Origin of the sequence: Enterobacter sp. NFIX58, assembly GCF_900110475.1 — a bacterium.
In the GTDB taxonomy this organism is placed as follows: Bacteria; Pseudomonadota; Gammaproteobacteria; order Enterobacterales; family Enterobacteriaceae; genus Enterobacter; species Enterobacter quasiroggenkampii.
On record NZ_FODW01000007.1, the window covers coordinates 1 to 15,763 of the forward strand.

A 15,763-nucleotide genomic window follows, 5' to 3' on the forward strand; every position below is an offset into this window, starting at 1 on the left:
AACAGAATTTGCCTGGCGGCTTTAGCGCGGTGGTCCCACCTGACCCCATGCCGAACTCAGAAGTGAAACGCCGTAGCGCCGATGGTAGTGTGGGGTCTCCCCATGTGAGAGTAGGGAACTGCCAGGCATCAATTAAGTGAAGAGGCCATCCGAAAGGATGGCCTTTTTGCGTTTATACGCCAAATAAACGGCAGGCCGGGTAAGCGCAGCGCCACCGGGCATGGCAGACCGCACCATCCTCTCCTTGAAACTTTCTCACCTTCTGCTTGCAGACTCGACATTCAAGCCATTTCTGGGTATCGTTAGCTGTCTGGATGTCTAAACGTTTATACGTATGCTGTGAGGATACAAAGCTATGCCGATTCGGGTGCAGGACGAGCTACCAGCCGTCAATTTCTTGCGTGAAGAAAATGTCTTTGTGATGACGACTTCACGTGCGACAGGTCAGGAAATTCGCCCGCTGAAGGTGCTTATTCTCAATCTGATGCCCAAAAAGATCGAAACAGAAAACCAGTTCCTGCGTCTGCTGTCGAACTCCCCGCTGCAGGTCGATATTCAACTGCTGCGAATCGACGCCCGTGAGTCACGCAATACGCCTTCTGAGCATCTGAACAACTTCTACTGCAACTTCGATGACATTCAGGGTGAAAACTTCGACGGTCTGATTGTGACCGGCGCGCCGCTGGGCCTGGTGGAATTTAACGATGTCGCTTACTGGCCGCAGATCAAACAGGTTCTGGAGTGGGCAAAAGATCACGTCACGTCCACGCTGTTTGTCTGTTGGGCGGTACAAGCCGCACTGAATATTCTCTATGGCATCCCCAAGCAAACCCGCACTGAAAAGCTCTCCGGCGTATACGAACACCATATTCTTCACCCCCATGCGTTGCTGACGCGCGGGTTTGATGATTCTTTCCTGGCTCCGCATTCCCGCTACGCTGACTTCCCGGCCCAGCTGATTCGTGATTACACCGATCTGGAGATTCTGGCCGAAACGGAAGATGGAGACGCTTACCTGTTTGCCAGTAAAGATAAGCGCATTGCCTTTGTGACCGGACATCCTGAGTACGATCCGCACACCCTTGCGTCAGAGTATTTCCGTGATGTCGAAGCGGGTCTGAACCCGGATGTCCCGTACAACTATTTCCCGAAAGACGATCCGCAAAACAAACCGAGAGCGACCTGGCGCAGCCACGGGAATTTGCTTTTTACTAACTGGCTCAACTACTACGTCTACCAGATAACACCATACGATCTGCGTCACATGAATCCAACGCTGGAGTAATCGTCTGCACTAAACGATCCTAAAGCGTTTCAGCTATTCAAATCAGGCACCTTCGGGTGCCTTTTTTATTTCCGAAATGTCACTCATCATTCTTCAAAACTTTAATTTCAATAAAATCAATCAATTAATTGCAATTTATAATTAAAATGGAAATTGTTTTTGATTTTAGAAAAAATAGAGATAGTCTTAATTCTGCTGAGCGAAAACTACCCAACGATCTTTCGTTCGCATCGGGAGCGTGATTTTGGATCTTTGATGAGGAGCAGAGTAATGACTCAACAGGCAACGACGGTCGATGAACTGGCCTTTACCCAGCCGTATGGCGAGCAAGAACAGCAAGTTTTGACGGCAGAAGCGGTAGAATTTCTGACTGAACTGGTGACCCGCTTTACGCCGCAGCGCAATAAGCTGCTGGCGGCACGTATTCATCAGCAGCAGGAAATTGATAACGGCAAGTTGCCTGGTTTTATTTCGGAAACCGCTTCCATTCGCCGTGGCGAGTGGAAAATCCGCGGCATCCCTGAAGATTTACAGGATCGTCGCGTTGAGATCACCGGTCCGGTAGAGCGCAAAATGGTGATCAACGCCATGAACGCCAACGTTAAGGTCTTTATGGCCGATTTTGAAGACTCGCTGGCACCGGACTGGCGTAAGGTCATCGACGGACAGATCAACCTGCGCGACGCCGTAAACGGCACCATCAGCTATACCAACGAAGCCGGCAAAATATACCAGCTCAAACCGAACCCGGCGGTACTGATCTGTCGCGTGCGTGGGCTGCACCTGCCGGAAAAACATGTCACCTGGCGTGGTGAAGCCATTCCGGGAAGCCTGTTTGATTTTGCGCTCTATTTCTTCCACAACTACAAAGCCCTGCTGGCAAAGGGCAGCGGCCCGTATTTCTATCTGCCTAAAACGCAGGCCTGGCAGGAAGCGGCCTGGTGGAGCGAAGTCTTCAGCTATGCGGAAGATCGTTTCAACCTGCCACGCGGCACTATCAAAGCCACCCTGTTGATTGAAACGCTGCCTGCCGTGTTCCAGATGAATGAAATTCTGCACGCTCTGCGTGACCACATTGTCGGCCTGAACTGCGGACGCTGGGACTATATTTTCAGCTACATCAAAACGCTGAAAAACTACCCCGATCGCGTACTGCCGGATCGCCAGGTCGTGACCATGGATAAACCGTTCCTGAGCGCCTACTCGCGTCTGCTGATCAAAACCTGCCACAAGCGCGGAGCCTTCGCGATGGGCGGCATGGCGGCCTTTATCCCGAGCAAAGATGCCGAGCGCAACAATCAGGTGCTCAACAAGGTGAAAGCCGACAAAGAGCTTGAAGCACGTAACGGCCATGACGGGACGTGGATCGCGCATCCGGGTCTGGCCGATACGGCGATGGACGTCTTTAACCGCGTGCTTGGCGACAATAAAAACCAGCTGTTTGTCACGCGTGAAGACGATGCCCCAACGGCTGAAGAACAGCTGCTGGCCCCGTGCGCGGGCGAACGGACGGAAGAGGGGATGCGGGCCAATATCCGCGTTGCGGTGCAGTACATCGAAGCGTGGATCTCCGGCAACGGCTGCGTGCCGATCTACGGCCTGATGGAAGATGCTGCGACGGCGGAGATCTCACGTACCTCTATCTGGCAGTGGATCCACCATCAAAAAACGCTCAGCAACGGCAAGCCGGTGACCAAATCCCTGTTCCGCCAGATGCTGGCCGAAGAGATGCGGGTGATCCAGGACGAGCTGGGCGAACACCGCTTCAGCAGCGGACGCTTTGACGACGCTGCGCGCCTGATGGAGCAAATCACCACATCAGATGACTTAATCGACTTCCTGACCCTGCCGGGCTACCGCTTCTTGGCGTAACTCACCACATAACAATATGGAGCATCTGCACATGAAAACCCGTACCCAACAAATCGAAGAATTAAAGAAAGAGTGGACACAACCTCGCTGGGAAGGCATCCGCCGTCCGTACAGCGCGGAGGACGTGGTGAAATTACGCGGCTCGGTCAATCCGGAATGCACGCTGGCGCAAAATGGCGCGGCAAAAATGTGGAAGCTGCTGCACGGTGGTTCCAAAAAAGGCTACATCAACAGCCTCGGTGCGCTGACCGGCGGTCAGGCTCTGCAGCAGGCGAAGGCCGGTATTGAGGCGATTTACCTCTCCGGCTGGCAGGTGGCGGCGGACGCCAACCTGGCCTCCAGCATGTACCCGGATCAGTCGCTCTATCCGGCTAACTCCGTGCCGTCGGTCGTGGATCGGATCAACAACACCTTCCGTCGTGCGGATCAGATCCAGTGGGCGGCGGGCATCGAACCTAACGATCCGCGCTTTATTGACTATTTCCTGCCGATCGTTGCAGATGCGGAAGCGGGCTTCGGCGGCGTGCTGAACGCCTTTGAGCTGATGAAATCGATGATTGAAGCCGGTGCAGCGGCCGTTCACTTCGAAGATCAGCTGGCGTCAGTGAAGAAGTGCGGACATATGGGCGGGAAGGTGCTGGTTCCCACACAGGAAGCGGTTCAGAAGCTGGTTGCCGCGCGTCTGGCTGCTGACGTGCTCGGCGTGCCGACGCTGGTCATTGCCCGTACCGATGCCGACGCGGCTGACCTGATCACCTCTGACTGCGATCCGTACGACAGCGAGTTCATCACCGGCGAGCGCACCAGTGAAGGTTTCTATCGTACCCACGCGGGTATCGAGCAGGCGATCAGCCGCGGTCTGGCGTACGCGCCGTACGCGGATCTGGTCTGGTGTGAAACGTCCACGCCGGATCTGGCGCTGGCAAAACGCTTTGCTGATGCCATTCATGCGAAGTACCCGGGCAAACTGCTGGCCTACAACTGCTCGCCGTCCTTCAACTGGCAGAAAAAGCTGGATGACAAAACGATCGCCAGCTTCCAGCAGCAGCTGTCCGACATGGGCTACAAATACCAGTTCATTACTCTGGCAGGCATCCACAGCATGTGGTTCAACATGTTCGACCTGGCGCACGCCTATGCGCAGGGTGAGGGCATGAAGCACTACGTTGAGAAGGTGCAGCAGCCAGAATTTGCGGCGGGCAAAGATGGCTACACCTTCGTCTCTCACCAGCAGGAAGTGGGCACCGGCTACTTTGATAATGTGACCACGATTATTCAGGGCGGCACCTCCTCCGTCACCGCCTTGACGGGTTCAACGGAAGAAGCACAGTTCTAATCTTTTCCCCCTCTCCCCCCTGGGGAGAGGGTTGGTGGTGAGGGGGAATATATGTCGCGTGGCCTGGAATTACTGATTGCCCAAACTATTTTGCAGGGCTTCGATGCCCAGTATGGTCGTTTTCTTGAAGTGACCTCCGGCGCGCAGCAGCGCTTCGAACACGCAGACTGGCATGCGGTTCAGCAGGCCATGAAGCAGCGTATCCATCTTTATGACCACCACGTGGGTCTGGTGGTGGAGCAGTTGCGCTGTATTACCGACGGTAAAAGTCCGGACGCGGAATTTTTACTGCGCGTAAAAGAGCATTACACCCATTTGTTACCCGACTACCCGCGCTTCGAGATTGCGGAGAGCTTTTTCAACTCCGTCTATTGCCGGTTATTTGACCACCGCTCATTATCTCCTGAGCGGTTATTTATCTTCAGCTCCCAGCCCGAGCGACGCTTTCGTACCATTCCGCGTCCGCTGGCGAAAGATTTCTTCCCCGATCGCGGATGGGAAAAGCTCCTGCACCGCGTGCTTACAGATCTGCCTCTGCGCCTGCCCTGGGAGAATAAAACCCGGGATATCGGGTATATCCACGCCCATCTCAAGGAAGCCTTCGGCGCGGAGGTGCTCAACCACAGCCATTTGCAGGTGGCCAACGAGCTTTTCTACCGCAATAAAGCCGCCTGGCTGGTGGGCAAACTGGTTACGACGACGGCCATTGTGCCGTTTCTGCTGCCCATTCACCGCACCGACGGCGGGGAACTGTTTGTCGATACCTGCCTGACCACCAGCGCCGAGGCCAGCATCGTGTTTGGCTTCGCCCGTTCCTATTTTATGGTCTATGCCCCGTTACCTGCCGCGCTGGTGGAGTGGCTGCGCGAGATCCTGCCGGGCAAAACCACCGCTGAGCTGTATATGGCTATTGGCTGCCAGAAGCACGCTAAAACGGAAAGCTACCGGGAATACCTGCGTTATGTCACTACCGCTGATGAGCAGTTCATCGAAGCGCCCGGCATTCGCGGCATGGTGATGCTGGTGTTTACGCTGCCGGGCTTTGACCGGGTCTTTAAGGTAATTAAGGACAGATTCGCGCCGCAGAAAGAGATGACTGCCGCGCACGTCCGCGCATGCTACCAGCTGGTTAAGGAGCACGACCGCGTCGGGCGCATGGCGGATACTCAGGAATTCGAAAACTTTGTGCTGGATAAGCAGCAGATCGATCCGGCACTCATGGCGCTTTTATTGCAGGAAGCACCTGCCAAAATCACCGATCTTGGCGACAAGATCGCCATCAGCCATCTCTATATTGAACGACGCATGGTGCCGCTGAATATCTGGCTGGAGCAGTCCGACGGTCAGGCTTTAAGAGATGCGATTGAAGAGTACGGCAACGCGATTCGTCAGCTTGCCGCCGCCAACATCTTCCCGGGCGATATGCTATTTAAAAACTTCGGCGTCACCCGTCACGGTCGGGTGGTGTTCTACGATTACGACGAAATTTGCTACATGACCGAGGTGAACTTCCGCGATATTCCACCGCCCCGCTACCCGGAAGATGAGCTTTCCAGCGAGCCGTGGTACAGCGTTTCGCCGGGCGATGTGTTTCCCGAAGAGTTTCGCCACTGGTTGTGCGCCGATCCGCGCATCGGGCCGCTATTCGAAGAGATGCATGCCGATCTGTTTCGCGCCAGCTACTGGCGCGGACTGCAAACGCGGATCAAAAATGGGCATGTCGAAGATGTGTATGCATACCGCCGCAAGCAGCGGTTTTGCATCCGCTTTTCTCCCTCTCCCTGTGGGAGAGGGCCGGGGTGAGGGCATCAGGCCGCACTCAATTTTAACGAATCCCACCGTACGCCAGCGTCACCTCTTTCGCCGCTTTAATCACCAGCGCACCCAGCTCAGTGACCCGATCGTCGGTCATACGCGAAATCGGCCCGGAGATAGAGATGGCGGCAAACGGCTCGCGGTGCTCGTCAAAAATACAGGCTGCGATACAGCGCAGGCCGAGGGCGTGCTCCTCGTCGTCAAACGAATAGCCGCGCTTGCGGGTCAGGGCCAGATCTTCTTTCAGATGCACCGGCGAAACCAGCGTGGCGTGGGTATAGGCGTGCAGCCCTTTACGGTGCAGCAGCCCCGTCACCTGCTCCTCGCTCAGCTGCGAGAGAAATGCTTTCCCCGCCCCGGACGCGTGCATCGGCAGCTTACCGCCAATCGGCGCGGACATGCGCATCAGCTGCGTGCACTGTACCTGGTCGATGATAATCGCCTGATGGTCGCTCTGGTCGAGCACGGCCAGATTCACGGTCTCGCCCGACTCTTCCATCAATTTGCGCAGAATCGGATGCACAATCGCCAGCAGGTTGCGACTCTGCAGGAAGCTGCTGCCCACGATAAACGCATGCGCGCCCACCGCCCAGTGTCCCAGCTCGCCCACCTGGCGGACAAAACCCAGCTGCTGCATGGTGGTCAGCAGGCGGTGTGTTGTGGAGTTCGGCAGGCCAGCCTGCTGGGCCAGCTCCGTCAGGGCCACGCTGCTGTGCGACTCGGCTATCCACTCCAGCAGCTTCAGACCGCGCGTGAGCGATTGAACCTGTCCGCCCTGTTGTGCGGCGGCGGTGGTGGCAGCAGGTTTTCTGCCGCGTTTAGCGGGAACGGTCGCGACCATGACGATCTCCTTTTTCTGTATCGTGGAAATCATTTTCGTTTTATTTGGTGAATTTGCAACCGTTATCCTGACTGATCGGAGGAGTGATGGTGAACATGTCTCATGTTACCGCTGAGCGGCTTTTCCACCCTGCGAGATTGTGCCAGTATGGAACGCAGCCTTTTGGCCTTGTTGAGCGTTGTCGGGAGCAAGTGTGAGCAGCAAAGTAGAGCAACTGCGTGCGCAGTTAAATGAACGAATTCTGGTGCTGGACGGCGGCATGGGCACCATGATCCAGGGCTATCGCCTGAGTGAAGATGATTTCCGCGGCGAACGCTTTGCCGACTGGCCCTGCGACCTGAAAGGGAACAACGACCTGCTGGTGCTCAGCAAGCCGTCCGTGATTAAGGATATCCACAACGCCTACTTCGAAGCGGGTGCGGATATCGTTGAAACCAACACCTTTAACTCGACAACCATCGCCATGGCGGATTACCAGATGGAATCCCTGTCGGCGGAAATCAACTTTGAAGCCGCGAAGCTGGCGCGAGCCTGCGCCGACGAGTGGACGGCCCGCACGCCGGATAAGCCGCGCTACGTTGCCGGGGTGCTTGGCCCGACGAACCGCACCGCGTCGATTTCACCGGACGTCAACGACCCGGCGTTTCGTAATATCACCTTTGACCAGCTGGTTGCGGCCTACCGTGAATCGACCAAAGCGCTGGTGGAAGGTGGTTCCGATCTGATCCTGATTGAAACCGTCTTCGATACCCTCAATGCCAAAGCCGCGATTTACGCGGTGAAAGAGGAGTTCGAGGCGCTGGGCGTTGACCTGCCGATCATGATTTCCGGCACCATCACCGACGCCTCTGGCCGTACCCTGTCCGGCCAGACCACCGAAGCGTTTTATAACTCCCTGCGCCACGCCGACGCGCTCTCCTTCGGCCTGAACTGCGCGCTGGGCCCGGATGAACTGCGCCAGTACGTGCAGGAGCTGTCGCGCATCGCGGAATGCTACGTCACCGCGCACCCGAACGCCGGTCTGCCAAATGCCTTCGGTGAATACGATCTGGATGCCGACACCATGGCGGCACAAATCCGCGAGTGGGCCGAGTCTGGCTTTCTGAACATCGTCGGCGGCTGCTGCGGCACCACGCCGGAGCATATCGCCGCCATGAGCAATGCCGTCGCCGGACTGCCGCCACGCAGGCTGCCCGAACTGCCGGTTGCCTGTCGCCTCTCCGGCCTTGAGCCGTTGACCATTGGTGAAGACAGCCTGTTTGTGAACGTGGGTGAGCGTACGAACGTCACCGGTTCCGCGAAGTTTAAACGCCTGATCAAAGAAGAGAAGTACAGCGAAGCGCTGGACGTTGCCCGCCAGCAGGTGGAAAGCGGCGCGCAGATTATCGATATCAACATGGATGAGGGGATGCTCGACGCCGAAGCGGCGATGGTGCGTTTCCTCAACCTGATTGCCGGTGAGCCGGACATCGCCCGCGTGCCGATCATGATCGACTCCTCCAAATGGGACGTGATCGAGAAGGGGCTGAAGTGCATTCAGGGTAAAGGCATCGTCAACTCCATCTCCATGAAAGAGGGCATTGATGTCTTCATCCACCACGCGAAGAGGGTCCGCCGCTACGGTGCCGCCGTGGTGGTCATGGCCTTCGACGAAGTGGGCCAGGCCGATACCCGCGCGCGTAAAATTGAGATTTGCCGCCGCGCGTACAAAATACTGACCGAAGAGGTGGGCTTCCCGCCGGAAGACATCATCTTTGACCCGAACATCTTCGCCGTGGCGACCGGCATCGAAGAGCACAATAACTACGCCCAGGACTTTATCGGCGCGTGCGAGGACATTAAGCGCGAGCTGCCGCATGCCCTCATTTCCGGCGGCGTGTCGAACGTCTCGTTCTCGTTCCGCGGTAACGACCCGGTGCGTGAAGCGATCCACGCCGTGTTCCTCTACTACGCCATCCGCAACGGGATGGACATGGGGATCGTTAACGCCGGCCAGCTGGCGATTTACGACGACCTGCCCGCAGAGCTGCGCGACGCGGTGGAAGACGTGATCCTCAACCGCCGCGACGACGCCACCGAACGGCTGCTGGACCTGGCGGAGAAATACCGCGGCAGCAAGTCGGATGACGCAGCCAACGTTCAGCAGGCAGAGTGGCGTGCCTGGGACGTGAAAAAGCGTCTGGAATATTCGCTGGTAAAAGGCATCACCGAGTTTATCGAGCAGGACACCGAAGAGGCGCGTCAGCAGTCAGCCCGCCCGATTGAAGTGATCGAAGGGCCGCTGATGGACGGCATGAACGTGGTAGGCGATCTGTTCGGTGAAGGCAAAATGTTCCTGCCACAGGTGGTGAAATCCGCCCGCGTGATGAAGCAGGCCGTGGCGTACCTGGAGCCGTTTATCGAGGCCAGCAAAGAGAAAGGCTCCAGCAACGGCAAGATGGTCATCGCCACCGTCAAGGGTGACGTGCACGACATCGGCAAGAATATCGTCGGCGTGGTGCTGCAGTGTAATAACTACGAGATTATTGACCTCGGCGTGATGGTCCCGGCGGATAAAATCCTCAAGACCGCGCGCGAAGTGAACGCCGATCTGATTGGCCTCTCCGGGCTGATCACCCCGTCGCTGGACGAGATGGTTAACGTGGCGAAGGAGATGGAGCGTCAGGGCTTCACCATTCCGCTGCTGATTGGCGGCGCGACCACTTCTAAAGCGCACACGGCGGTGAAAATCGAGCAGAACTACAGCGGGCCGACGGTCTACGTGCAGAACGCCTCGCGTACGGTGGGCGTGGTCTCCGCGCTGCTCTCTGACACCCAGCGCGACGAGTTTGTTGAGCGCACCCGCAAAGAGTACGAAACCGTTCGCATCCAGCACGGGCGCAAGAAACCGCGTACCCCGCCAGTTTCACTCCAGGCGGCACGCGATAACGATCTGGCGTTTGACTGGTCGAGCTATACGCCGCCGGTCGCGCACCGCCTGGGCGTTCAGGAGGTCAGCGCCAGCATTGAAACGCTGCGCAACTACATCGACTGGACGCCGTTCTTTATGACCTGGTCGCTCGCGGGCAAATATCCCCGCATCCTGGAAGATGAGGTGGTAGGTGAGGAGGCGAAACGCCTGTTTAAAGATGCTAACGACATGCTCGACAGGCTGAGTGCGGAGAAAACCCTTAACCCGCGCGGCGTCGTGGGCCTGTTCCCGGCTAACCGTGTGGGTGACGACATCGAAATTTACCGCGATGAAACTCGCACCCACATACTGGCGGTCAGCCGCCATCTGCGTCAGCAAACCGAGAAAGTGGGCTTTGCCAACTACTGCCTGGCCGATTTTGTCGCGCCGAAGCTGAGCGGTAAAGCCGACTATATTGGCGCCTTTGCCGTGACCGGCGGTCTGGAAGAAGATGCGCTGGCGGACGCGTTCGAAGCGCAGCACGACGATTACAATAAAATCATGGTGAAAGCGATCGCCGACAGACTGGCGGAAGCCTTCGCCGAGTACCTGCACGAGCGCGTGCGTAAGGTGCACTGGGGCTACGCGGCGAATGAAAACCTCAGCAACGAGGAGCTGATCCGCGAAAACTACCAGGGGATTCGTCCGGCACCGGGCTATCCGGCCTGCCCGGAGCACACCGAAAAGGGCACGATCTGGCAACTGCTGGACGTCGAAGCCCATACCGGGATGAAGCTCACCGAGTCGTTCGCCATGTGGCCGGGTGCGTCAGTTTCAGGCTGGTACTTCAGTCATCCGGACAGCAAGTACTTTGCCGTGGCGCAGCTGCAGCGCGATCAGATTGAAGATTACGCCCTGCGCAAAGGCATGAGCGTGTCAGAAGTCGAGCGCTGGCTGGCCCCGAACTTAGGCTACGACGCAGACTAACGTCACTTTTCCTTACAACAAACAAGGCACCTCAAGGGTGCCTTGTCTCTTTCTTACGCTTAACCCCTTATACTAAACCTATGGAAAACGAATAATGATAAGGAGGAAAACCTTCCGTGCTGACCCTGTTACATCTGCTCTCTGCAGTCGCACTGCTCGTATGGGGCACCCATATCGTCCGTACCGGCGTGATGCGCGTTTTTGGCGCCCGTTTACGTACCGTTCTCAGCAGCAGCGTTGAGAAGAAGCCGCTCGCCTTCTGCGCGGGCATTGGCGTAACGGCACTGGTTCAGAGCAGCAACGCCACAACCCTGCTTGTCACCTCCTTTGTGGCGCAGGATCTGGTGGCTCTGGCCCCGGCGCTGGTCATTGTGCTGGGGGCTGATGTGGGTACCGCGCTGATGGCGCGTATCCTGACGTTTGACCTCTCCTGGCTGTCGCCGCTGCTGATTTTTGTCGGCGTCATCTTTTTCCTCGGCCGCAAACAGACGCGGGCCGGCCAGCTTGGACGCGTGGGCATTGGCCTGGGGCTGATCCTGCTGGCGCTGGAGCTGATTGTGCAGGCGGTCACCCCGATTACCGAGGCCAACGGCGTTCAGGTCATCTTCGCTTCCCTGACCGGGGACATCATGCTCGACGCGCTGATTGGCGCGGTGTTTGCCATCGTCAGCTACTCCAGCCTGGCCGCCGTGCTGCTGACGGCCACGCTCACCGCCGCCGGGGCGATCTCCTTCCCGGTCGCGCTGTGTCTGGTGATCGGTGCCAACCTCGGCTCTGGCCTGCTGGCGATGCTCAATAACAGCGCCGCCAACGCTGCCGCCCGCCGCGTGGCGCTCGGTAGCCTGCTGTTTAAGCTGGTGGGCAGCCTGATTATCCTGCCCTTTATCCATCCGCTGGCGAACCTGATGGACAACCTCCCGCTGCCGAAGGCGGAGCTGGTGATCTATTTCCACGTGTTCTACAACCTGGTGCGCTGCCTGGCGATGGTCCCTTTTGCCGGGTCGATGGCCCGCTTCTGCGAACGACTCATTCAGGACGAACCGGAGCTGGATGCGCGCCTGAAGCCGAAGCATCTGGATACCTCCGCGCTGGACACCCCGGCGCTGGCGCTGGCGAATGCCGCACGCGAGACGCTGCGCATGGGCGACGCGATGGAGACCATGCTCGAAGGCCTGCAAAAGGTAATGCACGGCGAGCCGCGGGAGGAGAAAGAGCTGCGCAGACTGGCGGATGATATCAACGTGCTCTATACCGCCATTAAGCTCTACCTGGCGCGCATGCCGCAGGACGAGCTGGCGGAGGAGGAGTCCCGCCGCTGGGCGGAAATCATTGAGATGTCGCTCAACCTTGAGCAGGCCTCCGATATCGTTGAGCGCATGGGCAGCGAGATCGCCGATAAGTCGCTGGCCGCACGCCGGGCGTTCTCCGTTGAAGGCCTGAAGGAGCTGGAAGCGCTGCACGAGCAGTTGGTCAGTAACCTGAAGCTGGCGATGCTGGTCTTCTTTTCCAGCGACGTCCCGAGCGCGCGCCGCCTGCGCCGTAACAAGCATCGATTCCGCATTCTTAACCGCCGCTACTCGCACGCCCACGTTGAGCGTCTGCATCAGCAAAACGTGCAGAGTATCGAAACCAGCTCACTCCACCTGGGACTGCTGGGCGATATGAAGCGCCTTAACTCGTTGTTCTGTGCGGTGGCCTACAGCGTGATGGAACAGCCGGATGAAGATGACCAGCGGGATGAGTATTAATCCCCGGCGTGTTTGAGTGTTAACCCAAAACCCAATGCTTTCATGACCGCGAGCGTAGTTTTGAGCGTTGGGTTTCCTTTATCACTGAATGACCGATAAAGCTGCTCACGTGATAAACCGGTTTGCTGTGAAATGTTCGACATGCCTTTGGCTCGCGCGACAACACCAAGGGCTTTAGCGATATATGTCGAGTCGCCTGTTTCTAGTGCATCAGCGATAAACACGGCGATTTCCTCGTCATCCACCAACGCGTTGGCGGGATCGTAAGGTGTTAATTTATGCATGCTCATTCACTCCTGCCATTGGGATACATTGCTCAGCATTTTTGCCATCAGTATGTCTCTGGCCTGGCTGCTTTTGTCACCACCACATAACAGCACGATGATGTAATTGCCCTGGTCTTTAAAATAGATTCTGTAGCCCGGACCAAAGTGGATCCTTAGCTCACTTATACCTTCTCCCACGGGGTTAACGTCGCCAGCTAAGCCATTTGCCAACCGAAAGAGGCGGGAAGCGATAATGGTCTTCGCTCGTCGATCTTTTAAGTTTTGCTCCCAGCGTCGGAAGGATTCTGTCTGAACAATCTCCTTCATATTACTCCCTGTGATTTATAAACTACAAATACTTCTCCATGGAGAGTAAAACTAAAAGGCTTGAACACATGGGTAAATGACAGGATGCAAAATCCTGAAAGCGTCTCGCAAACTAAAAAACCCGTCTCAGTTACCGTCGGCTAATCTTTTTTTCCAGTCCATACCTAAGGTATATTTCGCCCTTCACAGGAGAAACTATGCTGCCAACTCAATCAACCCGATTAAACAAATACATTAGCGAGAGCGGGATCTGCTCACGTCGCGAGGCGGACCGTTACATTGAACAAGGTAATGTGTTCCTCAACGGCAAACGCGCCACGATTGGTGACCAGGTGATGCCTGGCGATGTGGTTAAAGTGAATGGTCAGCTCATCGAACCGCGTGATGCCGAAGACCTGGTGTTTATCGCGTTGAACAAACCGGTTGGGATTGTCAGCACCACGGAAGATGGCGAGCGGGACAACATCGTTGATTTCGTGAACCACAGCAGCCGTATCTTCCCGATTGGCCGTCTGGATAAAGACTCTCAGGGGCTGATTTTCCTCACTAACCACGGCGATCTGGTCAACAAGATCCTGCGTGCCGGTAACGATCACGAGAAAGAGTACATTGTGACGGTGAATAAGCCGGTCACGGACGACTTTATTCGCGGTATGGGCGCCGGTGTGCCGATCCTCGGTACCGTTACGAAAAAGTGTAAGGTGAAGAAAGAAGCGCCGTTCGCGTTCCGTATTACCCTTGTGCAGGGCTTAAACCGCCAGATCCGCCGCATGTGCGAGTACTTCGGTTATGAAGTGACGAAGCTGGAGCGCACGCGCATCATGAACGTCAGCCTGTCCGGCATTCCGCTGGGCGAATGGCGCGACTTAACGGACGACGAACTGATCGAGCTGTTCAAGCTTATCGAGAACTCCTCGTCCGAAGCGAAGCCGAAAGCCAAAGCAAAACCGAAAACCCAGGCGATTAAGCGTCCGGTCGTGAAGGCACCGCAGGCGGAAGAGAAAGGACGCGGCAAACCGGGCAACGGGAAGCGATTTACCCAGCCTGGCCGTAAAAAGAAAGGGCGCTAGCTAGCGCCTTCCACGGGTAGAGGTATTGGCCGACCAGGAAAAGGTCGTTTCGGTATCCGGCTTGTAAGCCTGCTGCTTTTTCAGTTTGCGGGCTTTTTTCGCCTCGGCGTCACGCTGCGCCATCAGTTTGTCGATGTACTCTTTTTTCACCTGATTGGTTTCGGCGTTGGTCAGCGTACGGCCATGCGCGATGCGGGCGCGGTCGAGAAGCGTTTTCAGTTCGCGCTGCTCGGCTTCCGTCATGTCTTTCTGGGTCAAACGTGGTGTCGCCATTGCTGAAGCCTCCTGAGAGAGAGGCTTCAGTGTAAAGCAAGCTGAGTCAATTAACCCTGCTTCACCGCATCTTTTTTCGTTTGTTCCTCAATCGGTTTGCCGGACCAGTAGCCCGCCAGCAGCGAGCCGGAGAGGTTATGCCAGACGGAGAACAGCGCACCCGGCAGGGCCGCCAGCGGCGAGAAGTAGATTTTACCGAGCGCCGCCGCCAGGCCGGAGTTCTGCATCCCTACCTCGATTGCCAGCGTGCGGCAGGTCGATTCGTCGAAGCCAAACAGTTTCCCGCCCCAGTAGCCGCCCAGCAGGCCAATGGTGTTATGCAGCACCACCGCGACGATCACCACAAAGCCTACGGAAGCAATGTGCGAGGCGGAGCCCGCCACCACGGCGCTGATGATGGCCAGAATACAGACCATCGAAAATGCGGGCAGGTATGGCTCAACGGCCTTCACCACGCGCGGGAAAAGATGGTGAATGACCAGCCCCAGCGCAATCGGGATCACCACGATTTGCAGAATGCTCAGCAGCATACCCATCACGTCCACCTGAATATGCGCATCCACGTACAGGCGGGTTAACAGCGGCGTGGCAATCACGCCCACCAGCGTAGAGACGGACGAGATAGTGACGGAGAGCGCCACGTCGCCTTTCGCCAGATAGATCATGACGTTGGACGCCGTGCCGCTGGCCACGCTGCCCACCAGCACCATCCCGGCGGAAAGGTCGGGCGGCATCTTAAAGGCCATCGCCAGCAGCCACGCCGCGAGCGGCATCACCAGGTAGTGCAGAAATATTCCTGCCGCGACGGGCGCAGGGCGAGACAGCACGCGTTTGAAGTCGTCGACTTTCAGATGCACGCCCATACCGAACATGATCAGCATCAGCAGCGTGGTGACCCACGGACCAATACCGGTGAACGTGGTGGGCGTGTAATACGCGAGTACGGAGAGCAGCAGCGCCCATAACGGGAACAGCCGCGTAATAGCGGATAACATAATGATTTCCTTGCGATGAATGTTGTATGTGTTTGTTATAAAAAGCCGGGATCGAGCC

At 56.9% G+C, this 15,763-nt stretch carries 12 protein-coding genes and 1 rRNA gene; 8 read left to right on the top strand and 5 right to left on the bottom strand.

The window, feature by feature from the left end:
* Window positions 1–11: 11 nt before the first annotated feature.
* The 5 genes from rrf to aceK all read left to right on the top strand — a co-directional run bounded on the left by rrf (window position 12) and on the right by aceK (window position 6,296).
* Window positions 12–127 (top strand): 5S ribosomal RNA (rrf, locus tag BMW97_RS20790).
* Window positions 128–355: 228 nt separating this feature from the next.
* Window positions 356–1,285 carry a homoserine O-acetyltransferase MetA gene (gene metA / locus BMW97_RS20795; RefSeq protein WP_008503405.1) on the top strand — a complete coding sequence of 310 codons (930 nt, stop codon included), beginning with the start codon at window positions 356–358 and terminating at the stop codon, window positions 1,283–1,285.
* A gap of 270 nt (window positions 1,286–1,555) precedes the next feature.
* Entirely contained in the window at window positions 1,556–3,157 is a 1,602-nt protein-coding gene (gene aceB, locus BMW97_RS20800; protein ID WP_045909135.1) for a malate synthase A, read from the top strand.
* Window positions 3,158–3,188: 31 nt separating this feature from the next.
* Window positions 3,189–4,493 carry an isocitrate lyase gene (aceA, locus tag BMW97_RS20805; protein ID WP_008503407.1) on the top strand — a complete coding sequence of 435 codons (1,305 nt, stop codon included), beginning with the start codon at window positions 3,189–3,191 and terminating at the stop codon, window positions 4,491–4,493.
* A gap of 51 nt (window positions 4,494–4,544) precedes the next feature.
* On the top strand, window positions 4,545–6,296 hold the full coding sequence (gene aceK / locus BMW97_RS20810) for a bifunctional isocitrate dehydrogenase kinase/phosphatase (RefSeq protein ID WP_045909136.1): 1,752 nt from the start codon (window positions 4,545–4,547) through the stop codon (window positions 6,294–6,296).
* A gap of 22 nt (window positions 6,297–6,318) precedes the next feature.
* Here aceK and iclR read toward each other — a convergent pair whose 3' ends face one another.
* Window positions 6,319–7,149: a glyoxylate bypass operon transcriptional repressor IclR gene (gene iclR, locus BMW97_RS20815; protein ID WP_126534939.1), complete on the bottom strand. Its 831-nt coding sequence runs from the start codon at window positions 7,147–7,149 to the stop codon at window positions 6,319–6,321.
* Window positions 7,150–7,342: 193 nt separating this feature from the next.
* On the opposite strand from iclR, the gene metH reads away from it, so the two are divergent.
* Both metH and BMW97_RS20825 read left to right on the top strand, forming a co-directional pair.
* Window positions 7,343–11,026 carry a methionine synthase gene (metH, locus tag BMW97_RS20820; RefSeq protein WP_045909138.1) on the top strand — a complete coding sequence of 1,228 codons (3,684 nt, stop codon included), beginning with the start codon at window positions 7,343–7,345 and terminating at the stop codon, window positions 11,024–11,026.
* A gap of 116 nt (window positions 11,027–11,142) precedes the next feature.
* Complete coding sequence (locus tag BMW97_RS20825; RefSeq protein WP_008503411.1) at window positions 11,143–12,774, top strand: Na/Pi cotransporter family protein; 1,632 nt, start codon at window positions 11,143–11,145, stop codon at window positions 12,772–12,774.
* On the opposite strand, the gene BMW97_RS20830 is transcribed toward BMW97_RS20825, so the two are convergent.
* Together BMW97_RS20830 and BMW97_RS20835 are read right to left on the bottom strand one after the other, a co-directional pair.
* A complete protein-coding gene (locus BMW97_RS20830; protein ID WP_021242718.1) occupies window positions 12,771–13,058 on the bottom strand; it encodes an addiction module antidote protein in 288 nt (95 codons plus the stop codon). The genes BMW97_RS20825 and BMW97_RS20830 overlap by 4 nt on opposite strands.
* A gap of 6 nt (window positions 13,059–13,064) precedes the next feature.
* Complete coding sequence (locus tag BMW97_RS20835; protein WP_045909139.1) at window positions 13,065–13,367, bottom strand: type II toxin-antitoxin system RelE/ParE family toxin; 303 nt, start codon at window positions 13,365–13,367, stop codon at window positions 13,065–13,067.
* Window positions 13,368–13,564: 197 nt separating this feature from the next.
* Between BMW97_RS20835 and rluF the strand changes: the two genes are divergently transcribed.
* Window positions 13,565–14,437: a 23S rRNA pseudouridine(2604) synthase RluF gene (gene rluF / locus BMW97_RS20840; RefSeq protein ID WP_008503414.1), complete on the top strand. Its 873-nt coding sequence runs from the start codon at window positions 13,565–13,567 to the stop codon at window positions 14,435–14,437.
* Here rluF and BMW97_RS20845 read toward each other — a convergent pair whose 3' ends face one another.
* Complete coding sequence (locus tag BMW97_RS20845; protein ID WP_014830263.1) at window positions 14,438–14,710, bottom strand: YjbD family protein; 273 nt, start codon at window positions 14,708–14,710, stop codon at window positions 14,438–14,440.
* 50 nt (window positions 14,711–14,760) lie between these two features.
* Window positions 14,761–15,705 (bottom strand): ketopantoate/pantoate/pantothenate transporter PanS, encoded by a 945-nt coding sequence (panS, locus tag BMW97_RS20850; RefSeq protein ID WP_045909140.1) that lies wholly within the window; start codon window positions 15,703–15,705, stop codon window positions 14,761–14,763.
* Between the last annotated feature and the right edge of the window lie 58 nt (window positions 15,706–15,763).